Source organism: Streptomyces sp. NPDC005496 (assembly GCF_042872045.1).
GTDB lineage: Bacteria > Actinomycetota > Actinomycetes > Streptomycetales > Streptomycetaceae > Streptomyces.
In genome coordinates this window covers 134,292-154,898 of record NZ_JBIAJQ010000007.1, presented here as the reverse complement: position 1 = coordinate 154,898, position 20,607 = coordinate 134,292, and the positions used below count along the sequence as shown (strand labels likewise).

Below are 20,607 nucleotides of genomic sequence, written 5' to 3'. Positions count from 1 at the left end.
ACGCATCCGATCTCTCCCGGTCCCTTTTCGTCGCAACGCCATACCTCGGGGCCGTGTCCACTCCCCACCGCAGTCGCCATCCACCGCACACACGGGAGAAACCCGCATGACCGTGACGGAACAGCCCCGGCAGAACGCACACCACCCCACCGACCTCGCCCGTCCGGCCCCGGCCGACCAGCCCGTGCCTGTGGCCGGTCTGGTGGAGGCCCGCCTGGTGGAGGAGGCGCTCACCGAGCCCGTGAAGGTGCTCTTGAAGGAGGCCCTGGGCGACGGCGAGCCTCGGGGGAACTCCCCTGCCGGCCGGATCTACCTCGAGTCCGTCGCCGTCGCCCGTTTCCGTGGCATCGGACCGCGCGCCTGGCTCAAGCTCAGCCCCAGACCCGGTGTGAATCTGGTCGTGGGTCGCAACGGCTCCGGCAAGTCCAGCTTCGCCGAGGGCATCGAGACAGCCTTCACCGGCGTGAACATGCGCTGGCAGGGGCAGCACGCGATGCGCAGTAGCAATTGGCGCAACCTCCACGACACCGACGGCAGGCCGGAGATCGAGGTCAAGCTCGCCATCGAGGGCGACACCGGCCGCAGCACCCTCACCCGCACCTGGGACGGCGACGACTTCGACGCCTCCCGGGCTGAGCTCAGGCGACCCGGGCGCGGCCGCGCCCCCGTCGGCCAAGCGGACTGGAAGCAGGCTCTGCGGGACTTCCGGCCCTTCCTGTCGTACGTCGACCTCGACCGCATGATCAGTGGCAAGCCCTTCGAGATGTACGACGCCATCGCCACCATCCTCGGCCTGGGGCAGCTCAACGCCGCCGACGGCTGGCTCCGCCAGGAGGCCAAGGCGCTCGAAGACGCGGCCAAGGCGGCGAAGGCGGAGCTGCCGGGCCTCAAGGAGGCGTTGTACGAGTTGGAGGACGACGAGCGCGCGGTGCAGGCACTCGTCGCCGTCGACACGGCGGGAACGCCCGACTTCGCGACCGTCGAAGCCCTCGTCGCCGGTCTGCCCGCCGACGGGGACGACGGCCTGCTCGCGCGGCTGCGCGCCGAGGCCGACGTGCAGGGACCCGAGATGGCGCAGGTCCACGAGGCCCTGGACCGCTTGCGCAATGCCCTCGCCGATGCCGAGGACCTGCGCGGCACCGGCACCGAGGACGCCCTGCAGCGTGCGGAACTCCTCGAACGGGCTGTGGCGCACCACGACCGTCACCCTGATGTTGCCGCCTGCCCTGTGTGCGGGACCGACGGGATGCTGGACGCGGCATGGGCCGCGCACGCCATCGCCCAGATCGCCGCACTGCGGCAGGAGGCGGAGGCAGCTGCGGGCGCGCGCAGCGAACTCCGGTCGGCCGCACGGGCCGTGCAGGACCTCGTTCACACGCCCCGGCAGATCCCCGCCGCACTGGCCGACCCGTGGCGCGCCTGGACCACCTGCCGGACGATCAGTGATCCCGGCGAGCTCGCCCAGCGCGCCCACGAGGCCGCCGCGACCCTGGCCGATGCCTGCGCCGCGGTCAAGGAGAACGCCGTCCGGGAACTGGAGAAGCGGGACGAACGCTGGCGCGGGCTCGTCACTCGCCTGGCGGGCTGGGCGCAGAGGGCCCGTGCCGTGGAGGCGGACAAGCCCCGGCTGCGGGACATCAGGAAGGCGAGCACCTGGATCAAGGCGCTGGCCGCCGAGTTGCGGGAACAGCGGATGGAAGGCTTCGCCGACCAGTCGCAGCGCATCTGGGAGCGGCTGCGCCAGGAGAGCAACATCGATCTCAAGGCCGTGAGCCTGAAGGGCAGCGAGAAGGCCAACGTCCGCAAGCTCGTCATGGACGTCACCGTCGACGGCCATGAGGCCTCGGCTCTCAGCGTCATGAGCCAGGGCGAGCAGCACTCCCTCGCGCTGTCTCTGTTCCTGCCGCGGGCCGCCACCGCCGACAGCCCGTTCGGCTTCATCGTCATCGACGACCCCGTGCAGTCCATGGACCCCGCCAAGGTCAACGGACTCGCCCAGGTCCTGCACGAGCTCGGCGAGCACCGGCAGGTCGTCGTGTTCACCCACGACACCCGGCTCCAGCGGGCGTTCACCAGCCAGGATCTGCCTGTGACGGTGTTCGAGGTCGAGCGGGCCAAGTCGTCAAAGGTGAAGGTCAAGCCGGTGACGGACCCGGTACGGCAGGCACTCGACGACGCGCGGGCCCTTGCCAGTACCAGCGAACTGCCGTCGGCGGCACGGACCCACGTGCTGCCCAGCCTGTGCCGTATCGCCCTGGAGAACGCCTTCCTCGAAGCCGCCTGGATCCGGCATCACCGCTCCGGCGCGCCCGAGAACGAGCTGCAGGCCGCCGTCGGCAGCGCCGACAAGCTCATGAAGGTCGCGGCACTGGCCCTGTTCGGCGACGCCGCCCGGACCGGCGACGTCTACCGGGAACTGCGGACCCTTTGCGGACCGCGTGCGGTGGACCTCCTCAAGGAGTGCCAGAACGGCTCCCACGCCACGGGCACACAGATCACCGACCCCCACCGCTTCGTGGACGACGTCGAGATCATGGCGCAGAAGGTGCGCAAGCCGGGGGTGACCGCGTGTTGAGCACTCCCACCACCTCGGTCGAGGAGCTCCTGCTGACGGCCGATCAGCTGCTTGCCGCCCGTGCGGGCGCCACCGCCGTCGGCCGACACCGCGGAGCCTCCCTCGCTCTGCGGACCGCCCTGGAGCTCTCCATCGACCGCGTGCTCGACGCCGCGGTGCCAGGGCTCGCCGACACCACGATGCGGGCCAAGATGCTGTGCCTCCACTGCTACACCGCGGCGGAGACCGCTCGCCGCACCAACACCGTCTGGTCGCACCTCTGCCTGGGATGCCACTACCACCAGTACGAGATCGGCCCCACGCACGACCAGGTTCGCGCCTGGCGGGCTGAGGTCGGCGAGCTGATCGGGACGTTGACCATCTGACTGTTTGTTACCGGCAGGTCTCTGATAGTTATTTCGACGGGGCCGGGCGTATGCCCGTCGCAGCGCCCTCCGGGGGGTTGCAAGGGGAGGGGATATGTACATGGGCACCACCACGCGCGAAGAGATCATCGCCCTTGAGCAGAAGGCGGTGGATCGCGCCTACGACTGCTATGCCGCGCGGCTGGCCGAAATGACCGGGGGCTCGGTCGCCATGGCCTCCGCCAGCGGCAAGGACAGCGTCGCCAACCGGATCGTGGCCGAGGAGCGGGCCGCGGCATACGACGGACTCGGCAACGAGTCGCTGGTCATCAGCCGCGTCGACGCACCGGACGAGGACGAGCCCGGCAAGGGGCCCAGGACCTGGTACGTCGGCCGACGTGCCGTTTCCGACGTCCGTACCCGCGACACCGTCGTCGTACTGTGGACCAGTCGGCTGGCCAAGAAGTGGTTCGAGGCGCTGCCCGATGCCCCGGGCGAGGTGCTCCTGCGGCGGCGACTGCGCTGTGTACAGCGTGTCGTCGAGTACTACTTCGACGAGGTCACTGCCGCCGCCCCCGTCCCGCAGCCACGGCCGGCGGCAGACGATGCCCAGTGGGAGGCCCAGCCCACGGAGCCGGCCACCGTCACGCAGAAGGAGGGAGCACCGAGCCCGCCCGTCCCCACACCCGCCGACATCGCCCGCGTCCAGCGCCAGAAGCCGCTGCAGCCCGACGACTTCCTCCTGCGTGAGCTTCAGCGCTCGCGCAGCGGCAGCATGCGGGACATCGTCGAGACCATCCGCCGCGACCAGATGGCCCTGGTCACCGGCTCGCCTTCGGACATCCTCGTGGTGCAGGGCGGCCCGGGTACCGGCAAGTCGGCGGTCGGTCTGCACCGCGTGACCTGGCTCGTCAACAACGAGCACTTCAAAGCCCAGGACGTCCTCGTCGTCGGCCCCCATCAGCGGTTCCTGGACTATGTGAGCCAGGTGCTGCCCACGCTCGGCACCCGGAACGTCAACGCCGTGCAGGTGACCCGTCTGTGGGACGGCGAGGACCTCGGCACCGACACTCCCCAGGCGCGGGTGGTGAAGTCCGACGAGCGTATGGCGGCCGTCCTGCGACGGCGCGTCGAGATCGAGTGCCGTCCCGAGGCCGTCGACGAGTTCACCGCCACTGCCTCTTACGAGGGGGCCAAGCCTGAGCTCACCGTCACCGTCGGCAGCACGACCCTGCGTGTCCCGCGCTCCGAAATGCTTTCGCTCCTCGACGACGTGCGCCGAGGCGACGGCTCCTACCGTGAGCGCCGCGACCGCTTCCGCGGGCTGCTCGTCGACCGCCTGCTGCGGGAACTCGTCGCCGTCGCCCCTCGCCGCAGCCGCGACGACACGATCCGCCGCGACCTGGAACGCAACCGTCAGGTCGAGCGCCTCATCGAACGGGTCTGGCCTTCGCCCGGCGCCAGAAAGCCCTCCGCACCCTCTACGCCTCGGAAGACCTCCTGCGTACCTGCGCCGAGGACATTCTCGACGCCTCAGAGCAGGCCGCTCTGCTTCGCCCTCGGGCGGACACGGCCGACGCCGATCCCTGGACGCTCGACGACCGGGTCTGCCTCGAAGAACTGCGATATCTCATCACCGGGGAGACCCCGCAGCGGTACGGGCACATCGTGGTCGACGAGGCGCAGGACCTGACACCCATGCAGGCCCGCTCCCTGCGCCGGCGGTCCGCCGCGCAGGGCTCCATGACCATCCTCGGTGACCTCGCCCAGGCCACCGGCCCCCACACCCACACCGACTGGGACCGCCTCGGCACCCTCCTGTCCGACCACGGTGACTGGCGCGTGACCGAGCTGAACACCAGTTACCGCGTGCCCGCCGAAATCATGGAGTTCGTCGCCCCGCTGGCCCGTACCGTCGCCCCTACGCTGCCGTACCCGCAGGCCGTGCGTGCGGCGGGAGAGGACGCCGTACGGACGGTCGCGACGGAGCCGTGGAAGCTCCTCGACGACACCGTGGCGGAAGCCACCCGCCTCATCGGCACCAGCGACGGACAGACCCTGCGCACCGTGGCGGTCATCGTCCCCGACGACTCCGGCTGGCTCGACGAGATCAGCCACCACCTGGACCTGGCCGACGGCATCACCGGGCAGGGGCGTGAGGCGGTGTCCGTGCTGGCCGCGGCCCAGGCCAAGGGCATGGAGTACGACCACGTCCTCGTCGTCGAACCCGCCACCATCGCCGACCGCGGCCCGGCCGGCCTGCGCCAGCTGTACGTCGCGCTCACCCGCAGCACCCAGAGCCTGACCGTCCTGCACACGTCCCCGCTCCCGGAGGCCCTCACGAACACCGACGGCGGCAGTACCGAATCAGCACATGCCGAAGGCGAACCAGGCATGGCAGACGCGGACGTCCCCGACATCGGTACGGACGTCCGAGTCTGCGTGACCGGCCAGGCACCCGGTGGCCGGTACAGAGTCAAGGCCCTGTCTCCCGAGATCGACGTCCCTCTGGTCCTGACCGTCCGCCACGGCTCGGTGCCCCCGCGTCCCGGCGCGGTACTGGACTGCTGGGTGTTCGCTCACGAGACGAACCACTGCCTTATCACCTCGGACCAGCGCGGTCGCCAGCCCATCTCGCCGAGAATGGCGGAGCGCTACCGGGCGGCGCTCAGCGTTCTCGACGAACTGACCAACGGTGACGGAAGCGTTCCGGAGGACGCCCGTGATCGTCTGTCCGAACTCAAGGGCATGGCCAACCGCGTCCTCCGCCGCGATCAGTCGGACTGGGTGGACGTGCGTCGGGTGCTCGGGTCCCCTGACAAGCACCGGCTCAGCCTCCTGCGCGACCTCGCGGCGCACACCAACCGCATGCTCAAGGACGGCGACCTCGACGTGAACCGTCTCCAGACGGACCTGGCACGCGCCGGCTGGGCCCAGGCCTTGAACGCGGCCCGAGAGGCGCTCCAGCACCGCCGGGCAGCCCCGGGCAAACCGGAAACCGAAAGTGTGCCCGCCTTCGTCGAGCAGCCGTCCAAGCAGAAGGAAGCAGAGCCCGTGACCTCTGAAGGCATGTCCGCCACGCCAGCAACTGCCACGCCCGCCAAGGGGCTTCTACACTCGCTTGAAACCACGGCGGCCGCCGACCGCACGTGCAAGAAGCACGAGGCGGTGCGCCATGCTCTCAAGGCGGCGCTGCTCTGGGCGGACCTGCAGCCGTCCGACTCCCCGGTCATCGACGTCAGCCGCACCGCGGAAGACGGCCATTTCCTCTACGAGGTTCTCGGTGCCGGACGCTCCACCTACGCCGACCTCCGCTCGGGAGCCACCCGCCTCCTGGAGATCAACCACACCCTGCCTGCTCCTGCCGACCGCCTCTACCTAGTGCTCTCCGAACCGCCCGCTGAGGACTGGTCGGCCGACACCGTGTTCGGTGTCTTCGGGGTTCAGGTCCTGTGGCGCACCCGCGACAGCTGGGGCGGCCACGACGCGGAAACCGCGCTGGGCTCCGGAGGGGCGTAACCACTTTCGACAGAAGCGCGATTCCCCCGTGCTCCCTCGTGCGCTCCTTGGGTGCCTGAAGAGGAGCCAGAGCCCGATGGCCCAGAGGAGACCGGGTCGGATGATGCTAATCCGCTGGAGAGACTTCGGGGATCAACTCTCCGTCCGCTCACGCAAACGGCCCCGGACGAGGAGTCCGAGGCCGAGCAGGAGAGCCCTCCCTAGGGGAGAAGTCCCGGGTCAGAGCGGTAACGCGCTGCGCCCTCGGCAGGATTCGAACCTGCGACACCCGCTTCAGGAGAGAGGCTGGCGGAGCTGCGGCTTCGCCGGTCGAGGCGGCAGGCGAGTACTAGACCGCCGGACACTGGTGCTGACCGTGGCTGACCCCTGTATCTGGCACGGTCGTGGCACGGACTTCGCTCATCAACCGACGTTGGTTCCGGGGCGGGGATCGGCCGATCGGATGCAGTCGCTGAGGGCGGCAAAGGACACTGGTGGACCGGCCGCCGCGCGAACGGTGCCTAGGCTGACGCTGTCCGCGTCTAGGGCAGCGACTGCTGGGCGGGGGAGTACGTAGAACTCCCACTGGGCCGTGTCGAGCGGGTTGTAGACAGCGTGTTCACGGGCGGTCTGGACGGCGAACACGTAGACATCGGCGTTGTACGACTTCGCCTCCGAGTAACCGCCCTTGGATGACCATTTGCAAGCGCGGAGCCCACTGAAGCGGATTTGAGAGGGCGTGCGCTGCTCCCAGGCTTGCAGGTAGGCACCGGCCTTGACCTCGATGCGCAGTCCGTCGTCAGTCTCGACATCGTGGCTTGCCCACTCCACCCGGGGCTCGTGGGAGCCGACCGCCTGGTGGACCAGAAATTCGGCGAACAGGCCACGTGTGTTGTTCATGCGGAGGTCCGGCATGGCAAACCGCCAGAAGTCGACCACGGTGGCGTCCGGGACGCCGACGATCGACTCGTCGCCGCGGAGCGGGGGCATGGGACGCGGGGTCATAGGCAGACGGGCAGGCTGCTTCATGGGTCCACAGTCTGCCAGCGACACGTGGACGCTTGCACATCTGCTACCGGTAGCCCTTGCCATGACGCTGGCTGGGTGGTCGCGGAAGTGGAGCCGGGTCCACGCTCTCAGCTTGGGAAGCTGCAATCATTCGAGGCTGAATTGGGGCGCTGACCTGCGTTGATGGCTGACCTGCACTCTCGCAGGTGCTGTCGGCTTTCACCGTGGTTCCCCGCTGTTCCCCGCGATCTGGTGCGGTAGTGGTGCGGAGCTGCGGCGTCCTGCACGGGATACCCGGCTGCTAGCGTCCGGCACCATGTGGGCTCACGAGATAGTGGCCGGTCGACCGGCGTGGCGGCACACCCCTTCCGGAGTGGTCTTCCGGGCTGTCCCCGGTGGGGCCTTCCTGATGGGTCTGTCCGACGCGGAACTGGGCGCGGTTCGTGCCCTTGAGCGGTCCGACGGCGCCGATGACGACCTCGAAGCGTTCTTCGCCGGTGCTGTCCATGCCCGGCCGGTACGAGAAGTGAGGGTTGAGCCGTTCTTGATCGCCCGCCATCCGCTGACGGTGGCGCAAGCGCGGCACTGGCTGCCCGAGTACGAGGACAGCTTCGCCGACTCGGATGCAAGCACGGCCCGCTTCGAGGACGACGTGGACGACCTGCTCGGGGCGTTGCCCTTCCGGCTGCCCAGCGAGGCGGAGTGGGAGTACGCGGCCCGGGCAGGGACGACCACTCTGACCTTCCGAGGGGACGGAAAGCCGGACGAGGACCATGTGCTGGACGACTTTGCCGACGAGGAGCGCACAGCCGCGGCTGAGAACGCCTTCGGTTTGGCGGCGATGGGGTCGGCGAACGAGGTCTGTGCCGATGTGTGGATCCCGCATTTCACGGACGCGCCGGCGGACGCACGCCCCCGTACCGGTGACGGACCGCGGGTGGTGCGAGGAGGTGGCGGTGACCTATCTCCGTGGCAGGGCTGCGACGAGTGGCTGCTGTTGCTCTCCGCTACACGCGACGAGTCTCAGGACTTCACTGCGGTCCGCCCGGTCGCGTCCCTGCCAACCAGTTAGAGGCAAGGATCTGGATGTCAGAAGGGGGCCACCTCAGAAATTTCCGGAGGTGGCCCCCTTCTGGACTGGTGCCCCCGGCAGGATTCGAACCTGCGACACCCGCTTTAGGAGAGCGGTGCTCTATCCCCTGAGCTACGAAGGCGTGCGGATCTCCGTGGAGACCCGGCGACTAGCCTAGCGGATGGCGGCTCCGGTCGAGGGGGCAGTCCGAGGCGTGTGCGCCGCTGACGCCAAGGTCGTTACAGACCCCCTGACTTGGGCGGGGCCATGCGGTGCATCGACCGAGCCGGCGGGGTGCCTTGGTGCGCGCGTGCCGCCGGTAGTCGTCGTGCCGCACCACCGCCGGGGCCACTACGGGATCCACGACGCAAGCCCAATCGCCCCACCAGCCTCCGCTGCACCGCCGCTCTCCCGCGCCCCGCGCCCTCCTCCACACCCTGAGCCATGTCCAAGTCTGTTCCTTCCGTGTCGCCGCCTGTCCTTCGCGGCGCTGAGCGGGGCGTTTTCTGCGGGGGTCCAGTGGAGGCCCATCGACCTTCGAGTGGAGATTGAGGCCCCGCAGCCTAAACCGCATGGACGGTTTGTTACCCTCATCGAGTCTCCGGTGAGAATGGGAGCCCCGATGGCCAAGCAGGAGCGCGCGGTCCGTACCCGCAACGCGTTGATCGAGTCCGCCGCCCAGCTCTTCGACCAGGAGGGTTTCGAGGTGGTCACCCTGGCCGCCATCAGTGCCCGGGCCGGAGTCAGCAACGGCGCGCTGCACTTCCATTTCGCCAGCAAGGCGGCCCTCGCCGACGCCGTCGGCCGGGCCGCCGCCCAACGCCTCGAACGCATCACGGGAGTAGGTGAGGGCTCCGGAGGCGGGGGAGCACCGCATACGGCCGGGTCGGCCGGCCCGCCGCGAGGGGGTGGAGCCGATTCCCCTGGCGGCGGGTCCCTTCAGGTTCTGGTTGACGCCTCCCACGCCCTGCTCCACGGGCTGAGCCACGACGTCGTGCTCCGGGCCGGGTTCGCACTGACCGGAGGGGCGGATTCCGTCACCGGTGGCGATCATCTGCATCGCCATTGGCACGAGTACGTCATCGACATACTCGGCCGCGCCGACCGCGAGAGCGTGCTGGCCAAGGACGTGTCCGCGCGGGATGCCGCGTCCACCATCGTCGCCGCCGTCGTCGGCTTCGAGACCCTCGGCGCCCGCGACGAGCGGTGGCTCTCCCGGAACACCCTCACCCGGTTCTGGACGCTGCTGCTGCCCCGGCTCGCCGCCTCGGCCGTCCTCGCGGGGCTGGACGCCTCCGGGCGGTCCCCGGCCGGCAACTCCGGCGCCCCCGGCAGCCCCGGTGCCCATGGCACCCCCGCCCCACCGAACGACCCCACAGGACGCCCCTACCGCGGCACCCCCGGCAACGGACCCTTATAACCACCCGACAGGACATCGGCGCGACGGAATCCACAGAGTCGGCGGAATCCACGGCATCAACGGAATCCACAGCATCAACGGAATGGGGCCCCGTCCGCCGGTGCCTACCGCCGGACCGTCAGCCACGCGCCTGGCGCGCCCCCGCCCGCCCGGCGCGCCCCCGCCCGGCGCCCCGCCCGCCCGAGGCGCGTCCCCACCCGGGCGTCCGCCCCCGGCCACGGACGCGCACCCCCACACCCACACCCACACCCCCTTAAACCCGAGACACCCGCCGGAACCTCCCCGCCACCCGCAGGTCCGTCTCGATTCGGGTTGCCGCCGTGTGGAGTTCGGGGAGTACCTCCGTCACGCACTGCTCCGCCGTGCGGCGGCTGCTGTGCATCGCGACGTTCACGGCGGCCACGACCCGGCCCCCGCCGTCGCGTACCGGTACGGCGATGGAGCGCAGGCCCTCCTCCAGTTCCTCGTCGACCAGGGCGTACCCCTCGGCGCGTACGCGGTCCAGGGCCGCCCGTAGCTGCGCGGGCTCGGTGATCGTGCGCGGGGTCAGGCGGGCCGCCTCCGGGAGCACCGGGTCCGGGAGGTCCGCCAGCATCGCCCGGCCCAGCGAGGTCGCGTACGCGGGCAGCCTGGTGCCGACGGTGACGTTGACGCTCATCACGCGGCGGGTGGCGACCCGTGCCGTGTACTGGATGTCGTCGCCCGCCAGGATCGCCAGCGACGCCGAGTCCTGGAGGTGCTGGGACAGGGCGGTGAGGTGAGGCGTCGCGATCTGGGGGAGGGACAGCCGGGACAGCGGGGGATAGCCGAGGCCGAGGACGCGCGGGGTCAGCCCGAAGAAGCGGTCGCGGGCGGTGACGTAGCCGAGGTGTTCCAGGGTGATGAGGGCGCGGCGGGCCGTGGCCCGGGCGAGCCCCGTAGCCTGCGCGACCTCCGAGAGCGTCAGCTCCGCGCGGCCGTCCCCGAACGCCGTGAACACCGTCAGCCCGCGGGCCAGCGACTCGATGAAGTCGCGGCCCAGCTCCTGCTTCGAGGCCCCCGTCCACGTGGCGAGTCCGGTGCGTGCGGCCGGCCCGGCGGACGGGGTGTGCCGCAGCTCCTGTTCCCCGGCCTCCACGCCGGTCCGCGCCCCCTGTTCCCCGGCCTCGGCGGCGGTCCGCAGCTCCTGTTCCCCGGCCTCCACGCCGGTCCGCGGCCCCCGTTCCTCGGGCTCGACGGCGGTCCGCAGGCCCCGTTCCCCCGCCTCGGCGGCGATCCGCAGCTCCCGTTCCATCGCCTCCACGGCGGTCCGCAGCCGGGGGAGCAGCGTGTCCCGCAGGTCCGCGGCGGTGTGCCGACTGGTGTGGCTGACCACGCTGACGACGCAGGCGATACGGCCGGAGCCCGGATCGCACACCGGCACGGAGAGGGCGACCAGGCCCTGCTCGATGAGCTGGTCGTCCAGGGACCAGCCGGACTCCCGGGCCGCCGCCGTACGCCGTTCGAAGTCGTCCCCGAGGGCGGGGTCGCGCCGGGGCGCGGTGCCGTTCACCGGGGTGTCGGTGGGCGCTTGTGCCGCCCGGTGGTCCGTGCCGTCGCGGTCGTCGTCGTCGGCGTCGACGATCGGGCGGCTCCTGGCCGGTACCGCCGGGAAGCCGCGGTCCTCCGGGTCGGCGGCCCGGCGGGCGTGCCAGTGGGCCCATTCCGCGGGGCCCCACTCGGTGGCGAAGAGCGGGCCCGGCGCGGTGCGCTCCACCGGGAGCAGGTCGCCGATGCGGAAGCTGAGGGACATCGCGCGGCGGCGGGTGGCCTGGTGGATGAACCGGATGCCGTCGAGGTCGCCGACGGCCAGCGACACCGACTCGTCGAGTTCGTCGGCGAGCGCGTCCGCGTGGGCGCCGAGCAGGCGGGGGAGGCGCAGCGCGGCGAGGTAGGCGTTGCCGAGCTCCATGAGGCGTGGCGCGAGGACGGCGTCACGGCCGTCGAGGCGTACGTATCCCATGCGCGCGAGGGTGGCCGTGATCCGGTCGACGGTGGACCGGGCGAGCCCCGTGGCCCGTTCCAGACCGCTGAGACTGGACGCCCCGTCGGCATCGGTCAGCCGCCGCAGTACGGCGATGCCGCGCATCAGGGGGGCGACGGCCTCGGCGGGTACGGGGGTGTCGAGTGCCGGCGAGACGTTCGATGGCATGGAAGCTCTCCGTTGCGGATCTCGGATGAGACACCGTAATGCTTGCCCGGTCGCCCCAGCAGGTCGAAGACGCCCGGCCACGGGTTTCAGTCGCCGCCCCCACGGCTGCCGCCTCCACGGCTGCCCTCCCTACGGCTCCCCTCCTCACGGCTGCCCCCTCCACGGCTGCCGTCCCTACGGCCACCGCCTCCACGGCTGCCGTCCCTACGGCCACCGCCTCCACGGCTGCCGTCCCTACGGCCACCGCCTCCACGGCTGCCGTCCCTACGGCCGCCGCCCCCACGCCTGCTGTCACCGCTCCCGTCCCCCTCACCGCCGCGTCACGTACACCCGGTGGTTTCCCGTCAGGTCCGCTCCCGCGACCGTGATCCGGACGCCCGTCTTCGGGTCCTGGAAGGACTCGCCGGGGGTGAAGGGGGCGTCGGAGAGTTCGGCGTGGACGTTGGGGCTGCGGGTGCAGCCGCCGCTGTCGCGCTGGGAGTCGAAGACGTTGACGGGGCCGTTGCCGGTGTCCACGTCGGCGTCGACCTTGTAGATGAGGATGCCGGGGCGGCACACGGTCTCGTCGTTGCCCGCGCGGGTACGCAGCTCCAGCGCGTACCCGGTCTTCGCGCTCAGGGGGACGACGACCAGCTTGGTGCCGCCGGGCCTGGCGAGCGGGGTGAGGGTGTACTCGCTGGTGCCGGGCGTCGCGGCGCAGCGGACCTGGGACTCGTCGAGCCAGCCCAGCTTCCACTTGTGCCAGCCGAGCAGGTCGTTGTCGGCGCCCCAGTCCTCGCTCATGATGTCCCAGTGGCCGACCGCGCCGCCGCCGTCCTGTGTGTAGAGGTCGGGCAGGCCGAAGGTGTGGCCGTTCTCGTGCGGCAGGACGCGGTAGCCGGTGTCGCCGTAGGAGCCGGAGCCGTCGTCCTGGCGGCTGTAGACGAAGGACGCGTTGGCGACGGGGACGCCGTCGGCGACGGGTGCCTCGGTGTTGCCCGCGAAGGTCACCGACAGGACGGTGTCCAGAGCGGAGGGGCCCGCGTTCGGGGTGACCAGGACGTTCAGGATGTCGTACGCGCGAAAGTCCACCCTGGGGTCTGCGACGGCCACGATGTCCTGGACGAGGTCGCGGTAGCCGGGGTCGAAGGGGGCGCCGCGTTCTATGCCGTAGTCCTTGAAGGATCTCGGCATCCGCAGCCAGTCACGGACGGGGGCCTCGGGGCGGTAGTCGAGGCGGCCGTAGGAGCTGGTGCGGAACCACTCCCGGGTCTTGGGGAAGAACTCCGCCAGCCGGTCGAGCGCGCTGCCCTGGCCGGGGGCGTCGGAGAAGTCGACCATGAGGTTGAGGGCGCGGACGGTGCCGGTGGAGCGGGCGTAGCCTGCCGGGGTGGGGATGCCCTCCGACATCTGGACGCCGGCGGCGCCGGTGATCATGCAGGGGCCGAGCGCCGTGGAGCGGGCCAGCGCGATGGAGCCCGACGCGGTCGAGCCCGCCGTGAGGTGCCCGGTGCCGGCGGAGGTGCTGACCGCCAGCGTCAGGGCGGTCACCGAGGCGAAGGCGGCCACACGGCGCGGGCGTATCCGACGGCTGGTCGGCTGCATGCATGGGCCCCTTCGCTCCCCGGCAGCCGCCGGCTCCGGCTGCACCCTTGCGATCACCCTCGTTCGCGGGGTGCGGGGGCGCTCGCCGGAGGGGACCGAACGTGGGTTTCCGTCCCGCAGGACATGTGACGCAGGTCATACTGGACCTGGGAAATAACCGGGGATCGTTTCCCCGTTTAGCTGTGTGTCCAAGCGAAACGGGGAACGCGTCCCCGGATCGCCCCGGGCACCCGGAGGGGCGTCGGATCACCGCCGCGCCGGGTACCCGGACCGCGACGGAACCCGCCGCGACGGACGCGCGAGACCCGGAGTCCCTTCCGGAGCCGGCAACCCCGGCCCGGAGTCACCGCGGCGAGCACCACCCCGGCACCCGCCGGGCGAGCACCACCCGGAGTCGTCCGGGAGGGGCACGACCCCGGCACCCGCCGGAAAGCACCACACGGACCACCCGGCACCCGCCGGACGCACCACCCGGAGTCATCCGGGCGAGCAGCACCTCCGGAGCCCATCCGGAGCACTGGACCTACTGGAGGAGTACGCCGTGGAGACCGCCACCCCCACGCAGCGCCGAGCGACCCGGCCGCGTGCCGATGCCCTGCGCAACCGGGAGCGGATCGTCGGCGCCGCCCGGGAGATGTTCGTCGAGTTCGGCCCGGAAGTGCCGTTCGACGAGATCGCCCGCAGGGCCGGCGTCGGCAACGCCACGGTGTACCGCAACTTTCCCGACCGCGACGCACTGGTGCGTGAGGTCGTCTGCTCGGTCATGGACCGCACCTCGGAACAGATCGAGACCGCGCTCGCGGGGGACGGTGACGCGTTCGAGGCACTGAGCCGCTTCGTGCACGCCGCCGCCGACGAGCGCATCGGCGCCCTGTGCCCCATGCTCTCCAGGGGCTTCGACCAGGACCACCCGGACCTGGTCGCCGCCCGGGACCGCTTCACGGAACTGGTGGAGCTGCTCATGGAGCGCGGCCGCAAGGCCGGAACCCTGCGTCCCGACGTCGAGTTCGGCGACCTGATGATCGCCCTGACCCAGCTCACCCGGCCGTTGCCCGGCACCGCGTGCCAGGGGATCGACCGGTTCGTGCACCGTCATCTGCAGCTTTTCCTGGACGGTATGCGGGCGCCGGCCCGTTCCGTACTGCCCGGGGTGGCCGCGACCGTGGAGGATCTGCGACGCGCCTGACCGATGAGTCCGGCGCCCGGCGCCGGTCACTCCTCACACCATGCTTTCGGCCGTCACCGTCGATGAGCCGACTCTCCTGACAACGCCCCGGGGCCGTCACCGGCGACGCCCCGACCCTTACTCAGCTCGACGATCCCTTTTTTCGCTACGAAGTACCGAAGTGGGTACCCCCATGTCTGAAACAGTCCGGGCCACCGCCAAGGCGGATCTGGCCGACGCCCATTCCAACCGCTGGAAGGCGCTCAGCTTCATCGCGCTGGCCCAGCTGATGGTCGTCCTCGACGCCACCATCGTGAACATCGCGCTGCCCTCCGCCCAGCAGGACCTCGGGATCTCGGACGGCAACCGGCAGTGGGTCATCACGGCCTACGCGCTGGCCTTCGGCGGTCTGCTGCTGTTCGGCGGGCGCATCGCCGACCTGTGGGGCCGCAAGCGCACCTTCGTCGCCGGCCTGATCGGTTTCGCAGGCGCGTCCGCCCTCGGCGGCGCGGCCACCAACGAGGCGATGATGCTCGGCGCCCGTGCCCTCCAGGGCGCGTTCGGCGCGCTGCTCGCGCCCGCCGCGCTCTCCCTGCTCGCCGTGATGTTCACGGAGCCCAAGGAGCGCGCCAAGGCGTTCGGCATCTACGGCGCGATCGCCGGTGGCGGCGGCGCCGTGGGCTTCATCCTCGGCGGTGTCCTCACCGAGTACCTCGACTGGCGCTGGACGTTCTTCGTGAACATCCCGTTCGCGATCATCGCCGCCGCGGGCGCGTACTACGTCATCCGTGAGCCGGCCGGCGGCCGCAACCGCTCGCCGCTCGACATCCCCGGCGTCATCCTGTCCATCCTCGGTCTGGTCACGCTCGTCTACGCCTTCACCCGCGCCGAGTCCGACGGCTGGGGCGACTCCGTGACCGTCGGCCTGTTCGTGGCCTCGGCCGTGCTGCTGGCGGCCTTTGTCATCACCGAGTCCCGGGTCAAGGCACCGCTGCTGCCGCTGCGCGTCATCACCGAGCGCAACCGCGGAGGCGTCTACCTCTCGCTCGGCCTCGCGATCATCGCGATGTTCGGCCTGTTCCTCTTCCTGACCTACTACCTGCAGATCGTGAAGGGCTACTCGCCGGTCAAGACCGGCTTCGCCTTCCTGCCGATGATCGGCGGCATGATGGTGGGCTCGACGCAGATCGGCACCCGGCTGATGACCCGGGTCCCGCCGCGCTTCCTGATGGCGCCGGGCTTCCTGGTCGCCGCGCTCGGCATGCTGATCCTGACCCAGCTGGAGATCGGCTCCAACTACTCCAGCACGATCCTGCCGGGGATGATCCTGCTCGGCCTCGGCATGGGTACGGCGTTCATGCCCGCCATGTCGCTGTCCACGCACGGCGTCGAGCCGCGTGACGCCGGTGTCGCCTCCGCGATGGTCAACACCTCGCAGCAGGTGGGCGGCGCGATCGGTACGGCCCTGCTGAACACGATCGCCGCGTCGGCGACGACGTCCTACATCAAGGACCACATCGCGGGCGCCGGCTCGAAGTCCCAGCAGCAGCTGGTGCAGCTCCAGGGCCAGGTGCACGGCTACACCAACGCGATCTGGTTCGCCGTCGGCATCCTCGTGGTCGCCGCGACGGTGGCCGCGACCTTCATCAACACCGGCCGTCCGGACACCACGTCCGTGTCGGGCGAGGGTGCGGGCGAGGGCGTCGAGGACGAGTTCAAGGTCCCGGTCATCGCCCACTGACACCTCGTACGACCGGATGCCGCTCGCACCCGGTCGCCGTGAGTGCCTCGCGTACGGGCGCGGGGTGGGGACGCCTCGCCCGTACGCGTCCTGGGGTCCGCCCCGGTTCCGAGCTCAGCGGAACCGGGGCGGACCCGCGTCCGCGGCCACCCGCCGAAGCTCGCCGAGCCCCCGCGGACACCCCTGAGCCGACCCGGCGGACCCGCGTACGGACGCCGCGAGCCCCGACCGGCGCGTCCCGCCGGTCACGGCCGGCCCGGTGAGCAGCGGCAGGCAGCCCCTACCGCAGCCAGGGCAGGTCCGCGCCCGCCTCCTGCGGCTGAAGTCCCTCGGCGACGATCCGCATGATGTCGCCGAGGGACTTCTGCTGTTCCGGGGTCAGCCGGTCGAAGAGGGCCTGGCGGACGGCGCCGACATGGCCGGGCGCGGTCCGCGCGAGCACCTCGCGCCCTTCGTCCGTCAGCACCGCGAACTGCCCCCGCTTGTCGGAGGGGCAGTCCTCGCGCCGTACCCAGCCGCTCTTCTCCAGCCGCGCGACCGCGTGCGAGAGCCGGGAGCGGGTGATCTTCGCGTTCATCGCCAGCTCGGTCATCCGCAGCCGCCTGCGCGGCGCCTCGGCGAGCTGCACGAGCAGGCCGTAGTAGATGTGCGGCATGCCCGCGTCACGCTGGAGCTGGCGGTCGAGGTGGTCCTCCAGCAGGGTCGTGGCGTGCATGTACGCGCGCCAGATGCGCTGTTCCTCGTCACTGAGCCAGCGCGGCTCTTCCGCGGGTGCCGTGTTCATGCTTCCACTGTACGAGGCTCCTGCTTGAAGCTTAAACAAGTGCGGAGTAGTCTCGAGGGAGAGCTTTAGAGTTCAAGTATCAGTCAGGGAGCCGCCGCCATGTCCGCCACCACCGATGAGCGCCCCACGCGTGAGCGCATGCCCGCTCTCTACCTGAGCCACGGCGCCCCGCCGCTCGCCGACGACCCCGTCTGGCCCGGCCAGCTCGCCGCCTGGTCCGCCGACCTGCCGCGCCCCAAGGCGATCCTGATGGTCTCCGCCCACTGGGAGGAGGCCCCGCTCGCCCTCGGCGCGGTGGAGACCGTCCCGCTGGTGTACGACTTCTGGGGCTTCCCGGAGCACTACTACCGCGTCCGGTACGACGCCCCCGGCGCGCCCGCGCTCGCCGAGTCCGTACGCAAGCTGCTGCGCGCCCCCGGTACGCCGGTCCAGGACATCCCGGACCGCGGCCTCGACCACGGGGCCTACGTGCCGCTGGTGGAGATGTTCCCGGACGCCGACATCCCGGTGCTGCAGATCTCCATGCCGACGCTCGACCCGGTCCGGCTCATGGAGATCGGCCGCAGGCTTGCGCCGCTGCGCGACGAGGGCGTGCTGATCGTGGGCTCCGGCTTCTTCACGCACAACCTGCGGGCGCTCAGCCAGGAGGGCCGGGTGTCCTCGGTCATGGCCGAGTTCGACGACTGGGGCCGGCGCGCCCTGGACGCCCAGGACCTGGACGCCCTGCTCGACTTCGAGAACAAGGCCCCGGCGGGCCGGCTGGCCCACCCGCGCACCGAGCACTTCGCGCCCCTGTTCGTCACCCTCGGCGCGGCGCACGAGGAGCTCTCCTCGCAGCGCACGGTGATCGACGGCTTCTGGCTGGGACTCGCCAAGCGCTCACTCCAGATCGGCTGACCCACCCGGCGACCGAGCCGTCACCGCTCCCCGGTGGACCCGGCCCGTGACTGCGACGGGCGTCCGGTCACCGCTTTCCGGCGGACCCGGCCGGCCCCCGCGACGGCACGGAATCACAGCTCCTTCTCGTACCAGGCCACGTCCCAGTAGCGGCCGAACTTGCGGCCGACCTCGCGGTACGTGCCCACGTGCCGGAACCCGAAGCGTTCGTGCAGCCGCGCGGACGCCTCGTTCGGCTGCGCGATCCCGGCGTACGCCCGGTGTAGATCCTCGCCGGCGAGGGACTCGAAGAGGGCGTTGTACAGCAGAGTGCCGATCCCGCGGCCACCGGCGCCGGGGGCGACGTAGACCGTCACCTCCACCGACGTGGCGTACGCGGGCTTGGCGCGGAAGGGACCGGATGTGGCGTACCCCAGAATCCGCTGTGAGCCGCCCGCCGTGGCAACCATCAGGCGGTGCGGGCCGTCTTCCGGGTGGGAGAGCAGCCACGGGCGGCGCTCCTCCGGGGTGAAGGGGACGGTGTCGAACGTGATCGGGGTCTCGCGCACGTAGTGGTTGTAGAGGTCGGTGAGAGCGCCGAGGTCGGCCTCGACTCCTGTTCTGACCTGCACCTCTGTGAACTCCGGACCCATCCGCCCTCCCCATGTGGCGGCACAGGGTACTGCATGATCACAAAAAGAAGGGGTCGGCTTGGGAATTCTGTCCGGATTCCAGTCGTTGTTTCCTTCGGATGCAGGGCACCCGGGAGGGTGAATCGAGTGTCCAGGACGACCGCCAGCCCACCACCGCAAGGGAGCACGCATGGCAACCCGTGCCGTCGCCCGTCGTAAGTCCGCCGCCGGCGAGACCGACGCGGCAAGCAGTGTTCGCGCCGGAGGCGGCGAGATCGCCGATCGCGACCTGGTCGGCATGTATCTCGACGAGATCGCGCGCACACCGCTGCTCGACGCCGCCAAGGAAGTCGAGCTGTCCCAGACCATCGAAGCGGGCGTGTTCGCGCACCAGATCCTCGAGGGAGAGGTCGACGACGCCAAGGCGGACGCGACCCGTGAGGAGCTGGAGGCGCTCGTCGCCGCCGCCGAGCGGGCCAAGGACATCTTCATCCGCTCGAATCTCCGGCTGGTCGTCGCCGTGGCCCGCCGCTATCCGCGCAGTGGCCTCCCCCTGCTCGACCTGATCCAGGAGGGCAACGCGGGCCTGGTCCGCGCCGTCGAGAAGTTCGACTACCGCAAGGGCTTCAAGTTCTCGACGTACGCCACCTGGTGGATCCGCCAGGCGATCACGCGCTCCATCGCGGACCAGTCGCGCACGATCCGCCTCCCCGTCCACCTGGTCGAGGAGCTGGGCCGCATCCGCCGCGTGCAGCGCGAGTTCAACCGCGAGCACGGCCGCGACCCGGAGCCCACAGAGATCGCCGCCGAGCTCGGCTCGAACCCGGAGCGCGTCATCGACGTGCTGGACTGGGCACGCGACCCGGTCTCGCTGAACATGGCGGTGGACGACGCGGGCGAGACCCAGTTCGGCGACCTGCTGGAGGACACCTCGGCGGTCTCGCCGGAGCAGTCGGTCCTCACCCTGCTGCGCAGCGAGGAGCTGGACGACCTGATAGGTCGTCTCGACCAGCGCACAGCCTCCATCATCAAGATGCGCTACGGCATCGAGGACGGCCGGGAGCGCACGCTGACAGAGGTCGGCAAGGAGCACGGACTGACCCGGGAGCGGATCCGGCAGATCGAGAAGCACGCTCTGATGGAGCTGAAGAAGCTGGCTCGCGACACCGGTTTCGACGCGGCCGCGTGACGAAGCGCGTCCGTCCGGCGTACATGGCCAGGTAAGGCCGCTTCAAAAGGGCGGACTCGGGGCACAAGACCTCAGGGCCCGGACATCGGGCCCGGGTCGTGCGGCCCTGGTCCCCCGGGCCCGAGCCGCGGTGCGGCTCGTCCGCCACCCACAAGCCGAGTCCCGACGCACTCCCCCCCGGCGCCGGGACTCACCCGGGCCGAGCCCCGGCGCCTCCCCCCCTGGCGCCGGGGCTCGGCTCTTTTGTGCGCGCCCTGCGGGCGGCGCCGGCCGGCATGTGCCCACGACCTGCGCCTGGCCCGCCCGGACGGGCGCGTGTCCGGGTCACCCCGAACCTGAACCCCGGGGTGACCCGGAATGGCAGATTGTGCCACAGAGGCATAACCTGCCTGCCGTGTCCGGTACCTCTCGCCTCGGCGCCCTCCCCGTCCCCGCCGACGGGGGCTCCCGCGCCGCCGCCGGGCGCACCCCTCGGGACCCCGGGCAGCGCGCCGCGCAGGTCACCGCCGGGGCGGGGCCCTCGCTCACCGAGCGGCGGAAAGCGGCTAC

The 20,607-nt window shown here is 70.9% G+C and carries 13 protein-coding genes, 1 tRNA gene and 1 pseudogene; 9 read left to right on the top strand and 6 right to left on the bottom strand.

What is annotated here, in order from left to right; all coding sequences use genetic code 11:
- Positions 1 to 106 precede the first annotated feature (106 nt).
- From ACFYQQ_RS22415 to ACFYQQ_RS22405, 3 genes and pseudogenes are all read left to right on the top strand, one after another.
- Positions 107 to 2,575 (top strand): AAA family ATPase, encoded by a 2,469-nt coding sequence (locus ACFYQQ_RS22415; protein ID WP_355779117.1) that lies wholly within the window; start codon positions 107 to 109, stop codon positions 2,573 to 2,575.
- Positions 2,569 to 2,940: a hypothetical protein gene (locus tag ACFYQQ_RS22410; protein ID WP_355779114.1), complete on the top strand. Its 372-nt coding sequence runs from the start codon at positions 2,569 to 2,571 to the stop codon at positions 2,938 to 2,940. The genes ACFYQQ_RS22415 and ACFYQQ_RS22410 overlap by 7 nt, the downstream gene beginning before the upstream one ends.
- A gap of 100 nt (positions 2,941 to 3,040) precedes the next feature.
- A pseudogene (locus tag ACFYQQ_RS22405) lies at positions 3,041 to 6,438 on the top strand (HelD family protein).
- A gap of 402 nt (positions 6,439 to 6,840) precedes the next feature.
- On the opposite strand, the gene ACFYQQ_RS22400 reads toward ACFYQQ_RS22405, so the two are convergent.
- Complete coding sequence (locus ACFYQQ_RS22400) at positions 6,841 to 7,446, bottom strand: hypothetical protein (RefSeq protein ID WP_356239430.1); 606 nt, start codon at positions 7,444 to 7,446, stop codon at positions 6,841 to 6,843.
- 388 nt (positions 7,447 to 7,834) lie between these two features.
- Here ACFYQQ_RS22400 and ACFYQQ_RS22395 point away from each other — a divergent pair, with 388 nt between their 5' ends.
- On the top strand, positions 7,835 to 8,497 hold the full coding sequence (locus tag ACFYQQ_RS22395; protein WP_388905007.1) for a formylglycine-generating enzyme family protein: 663 nt from the start codon (positions 7,835 to 7,837) through the stop codon (positions 8,495 to 8,497).
- A 66-nt stretch (positions 8,498 to 8,563) separates the two neighbouring features.
- Here the strand turns inward: ACFYQQ_RS22395 and ACFYQQ_RS22390 are convergent.
- Positions 8,564 to 8,639, bottom strand: a tRNA-Arg gene (locus tag ACFYQQ_RS22390).
- A 480-nt stretch (positions 8,640 to 9,119) separates the two neighbouring features.
- Between ACFYQQ_RS22390 and ACFYQQ_RS22385 the strand changes: the two genes are divergently transcribed.
- Positions 9,120 to 9,917, top strand: a complete 798-nt coding sequence (locus tag ACFYQQ_RS22385) for a helix-turn-helix domain-containing protein (RefSeq protein WP_355779102.1) — start codon at positions 9,120 to 9,122, stop codon at positions 9,915 to 9,917.
- 253 nt (positions 9,918 to 10,170) lie between these two features.
- Here ACFYQQ_RS22385 and ACFYQQ_RS22380 read toward each other — a convergent pair whose 3' ends face one another.
- Both ACFYQQ_RS22380 and ACFYQQ_RS22375 read right to left on the bottom strand, forming a co-directional pair.
- Positions 10,171 to 12,087 (bottom strand): IclR family transcriptional regulator C-terminal domain-containing protein, encoded by a 1,917-nt coding sequence (locus ACFYQQ_RS22380; protein ID WP_388905006.1) that lies wholly within the window; start codon positions 12,085 to 12,087, stop codon positions 10,171 to 10,173.
- A gap of 309 nt (positions 12,088 to 12,396) precedes the next feature.
- Positions 12,397 to 13,671: a M6 family metalloprotease domain-containing protein gene (locus ACFYQQ_RS22375; RefSeq protein ID WP_355789641.1), complete on the bottom strand. Its 1,275-nt coding sequence runs from the start codon at positions 13,669 to 13,671 to the stop codon at positions 12,397 to 12,399.
- Positions 13,672 to 14,212: 541 nt separating this feature from the next.
- On the opposite strand from ACFYQQ_RS22375, the gene ACFYQQ_RS22370 reads away from it, so the two are divergent.
- Together ACFYQQ_RS22370 and ACFYQQ_RS22365 are read left to right on the top strand one after the other, a co-directional pair.
- Positions 14,213 to 14,857, top strand: a complete 645-nt coding sequence (locus tag ACFYQQ_RS22370) for a TetR/AcrR family transcriptional regulator (protein WP_355789644.1) — start codon at positions 14,213 to 14,215, stop codon at positions 14,855 to 14,857.
- Positions 14,858 to 15,029: 172 nt separating this feature from the next.
- The gene (locus ACFYQQ_RS22365; protein ID WP_355789647.1) at positions 15,030 to 16,577 is read left to right on the top strand and encodes an MFS transporter; all 1,548 of its coding nucleotides are present in this window, start codon (positions 15,030 to 15,032) and stop codon (positions 16,575 to 16,577) included.
- Between the two features lie 280 nt (positions 16,578 to 16,857).
- Here the strand turns inward: ACFYQQ_RS22365 and ACFYQQ_RS22360 are convergent, their stop codons facing one another.
- The gene (locus ACFYQQ_RS22360; protein ID WP_355794298.1) at positions 16,858 to 17,361 is read right to left on the bottom strand and encodes a MarR family transcriptional regulator; all 504 of its coding nucleotides are present in this window, start codon (positions 17,359 to 17,361) and stop codon (positions 16,858 to 16,860) included.
- Positions 17,362 to 17,460: 99 nt separating this feature from the next.
- Between ACFYQQ_RS22360 and ACFYQQ_RS22355 the strand changes: the two genes are divergently transcribed.
- Positions 17,461 to 18,258 carry a class III extradiol ring-cleavage dioxygenase gene (locus tag ACFYQQ_RS22355; protein WP_356163919.1) on the top strand — a complete coding sequence of 266 codons (798 nt, stop codon included), beginning with the start codon at positions 17,461 to 17,463 and terminating at the stop codon, positions 18,256 to 18,258.
- 113 nt (positions 18,259 to 18,371) lie between these two features.
- On the opposite strand, the gene ACFYQQ_RS22350 is transcribed toward ACFYQQ_RS22355, so the two are convergent.
- Positions 18,372 to 18,890, bottom strand: coding sequence for an N-acetyltransferase family protein (locus ACFYQQ_RS22350; protein ID WP_355794123.1), 519 nt, complete (start codon positions 18,888 to 18,890; stop codon positions 18,372 to 18,374).
- 169 nt (positions 18,891 to 19,059) lie between these two features.
- Between ACFYQQ_RS22350 and ACFYQQ_RS22345 the strand changes: the two genes are divergently transcribed.
- A complete protein-coding gene (locus tag ACFYQQ_RS22345; RefSeq protein ID WP_355794124.1) occupies positions 19,060 to 20,058 on the top strand; it encodes a sigma-70 family RNA polymerase sigma factor in 999 nt (332 codons plus the stop codon).
- Positions 20,059 to 20,607: the final 549 nt, after the last annotated feature.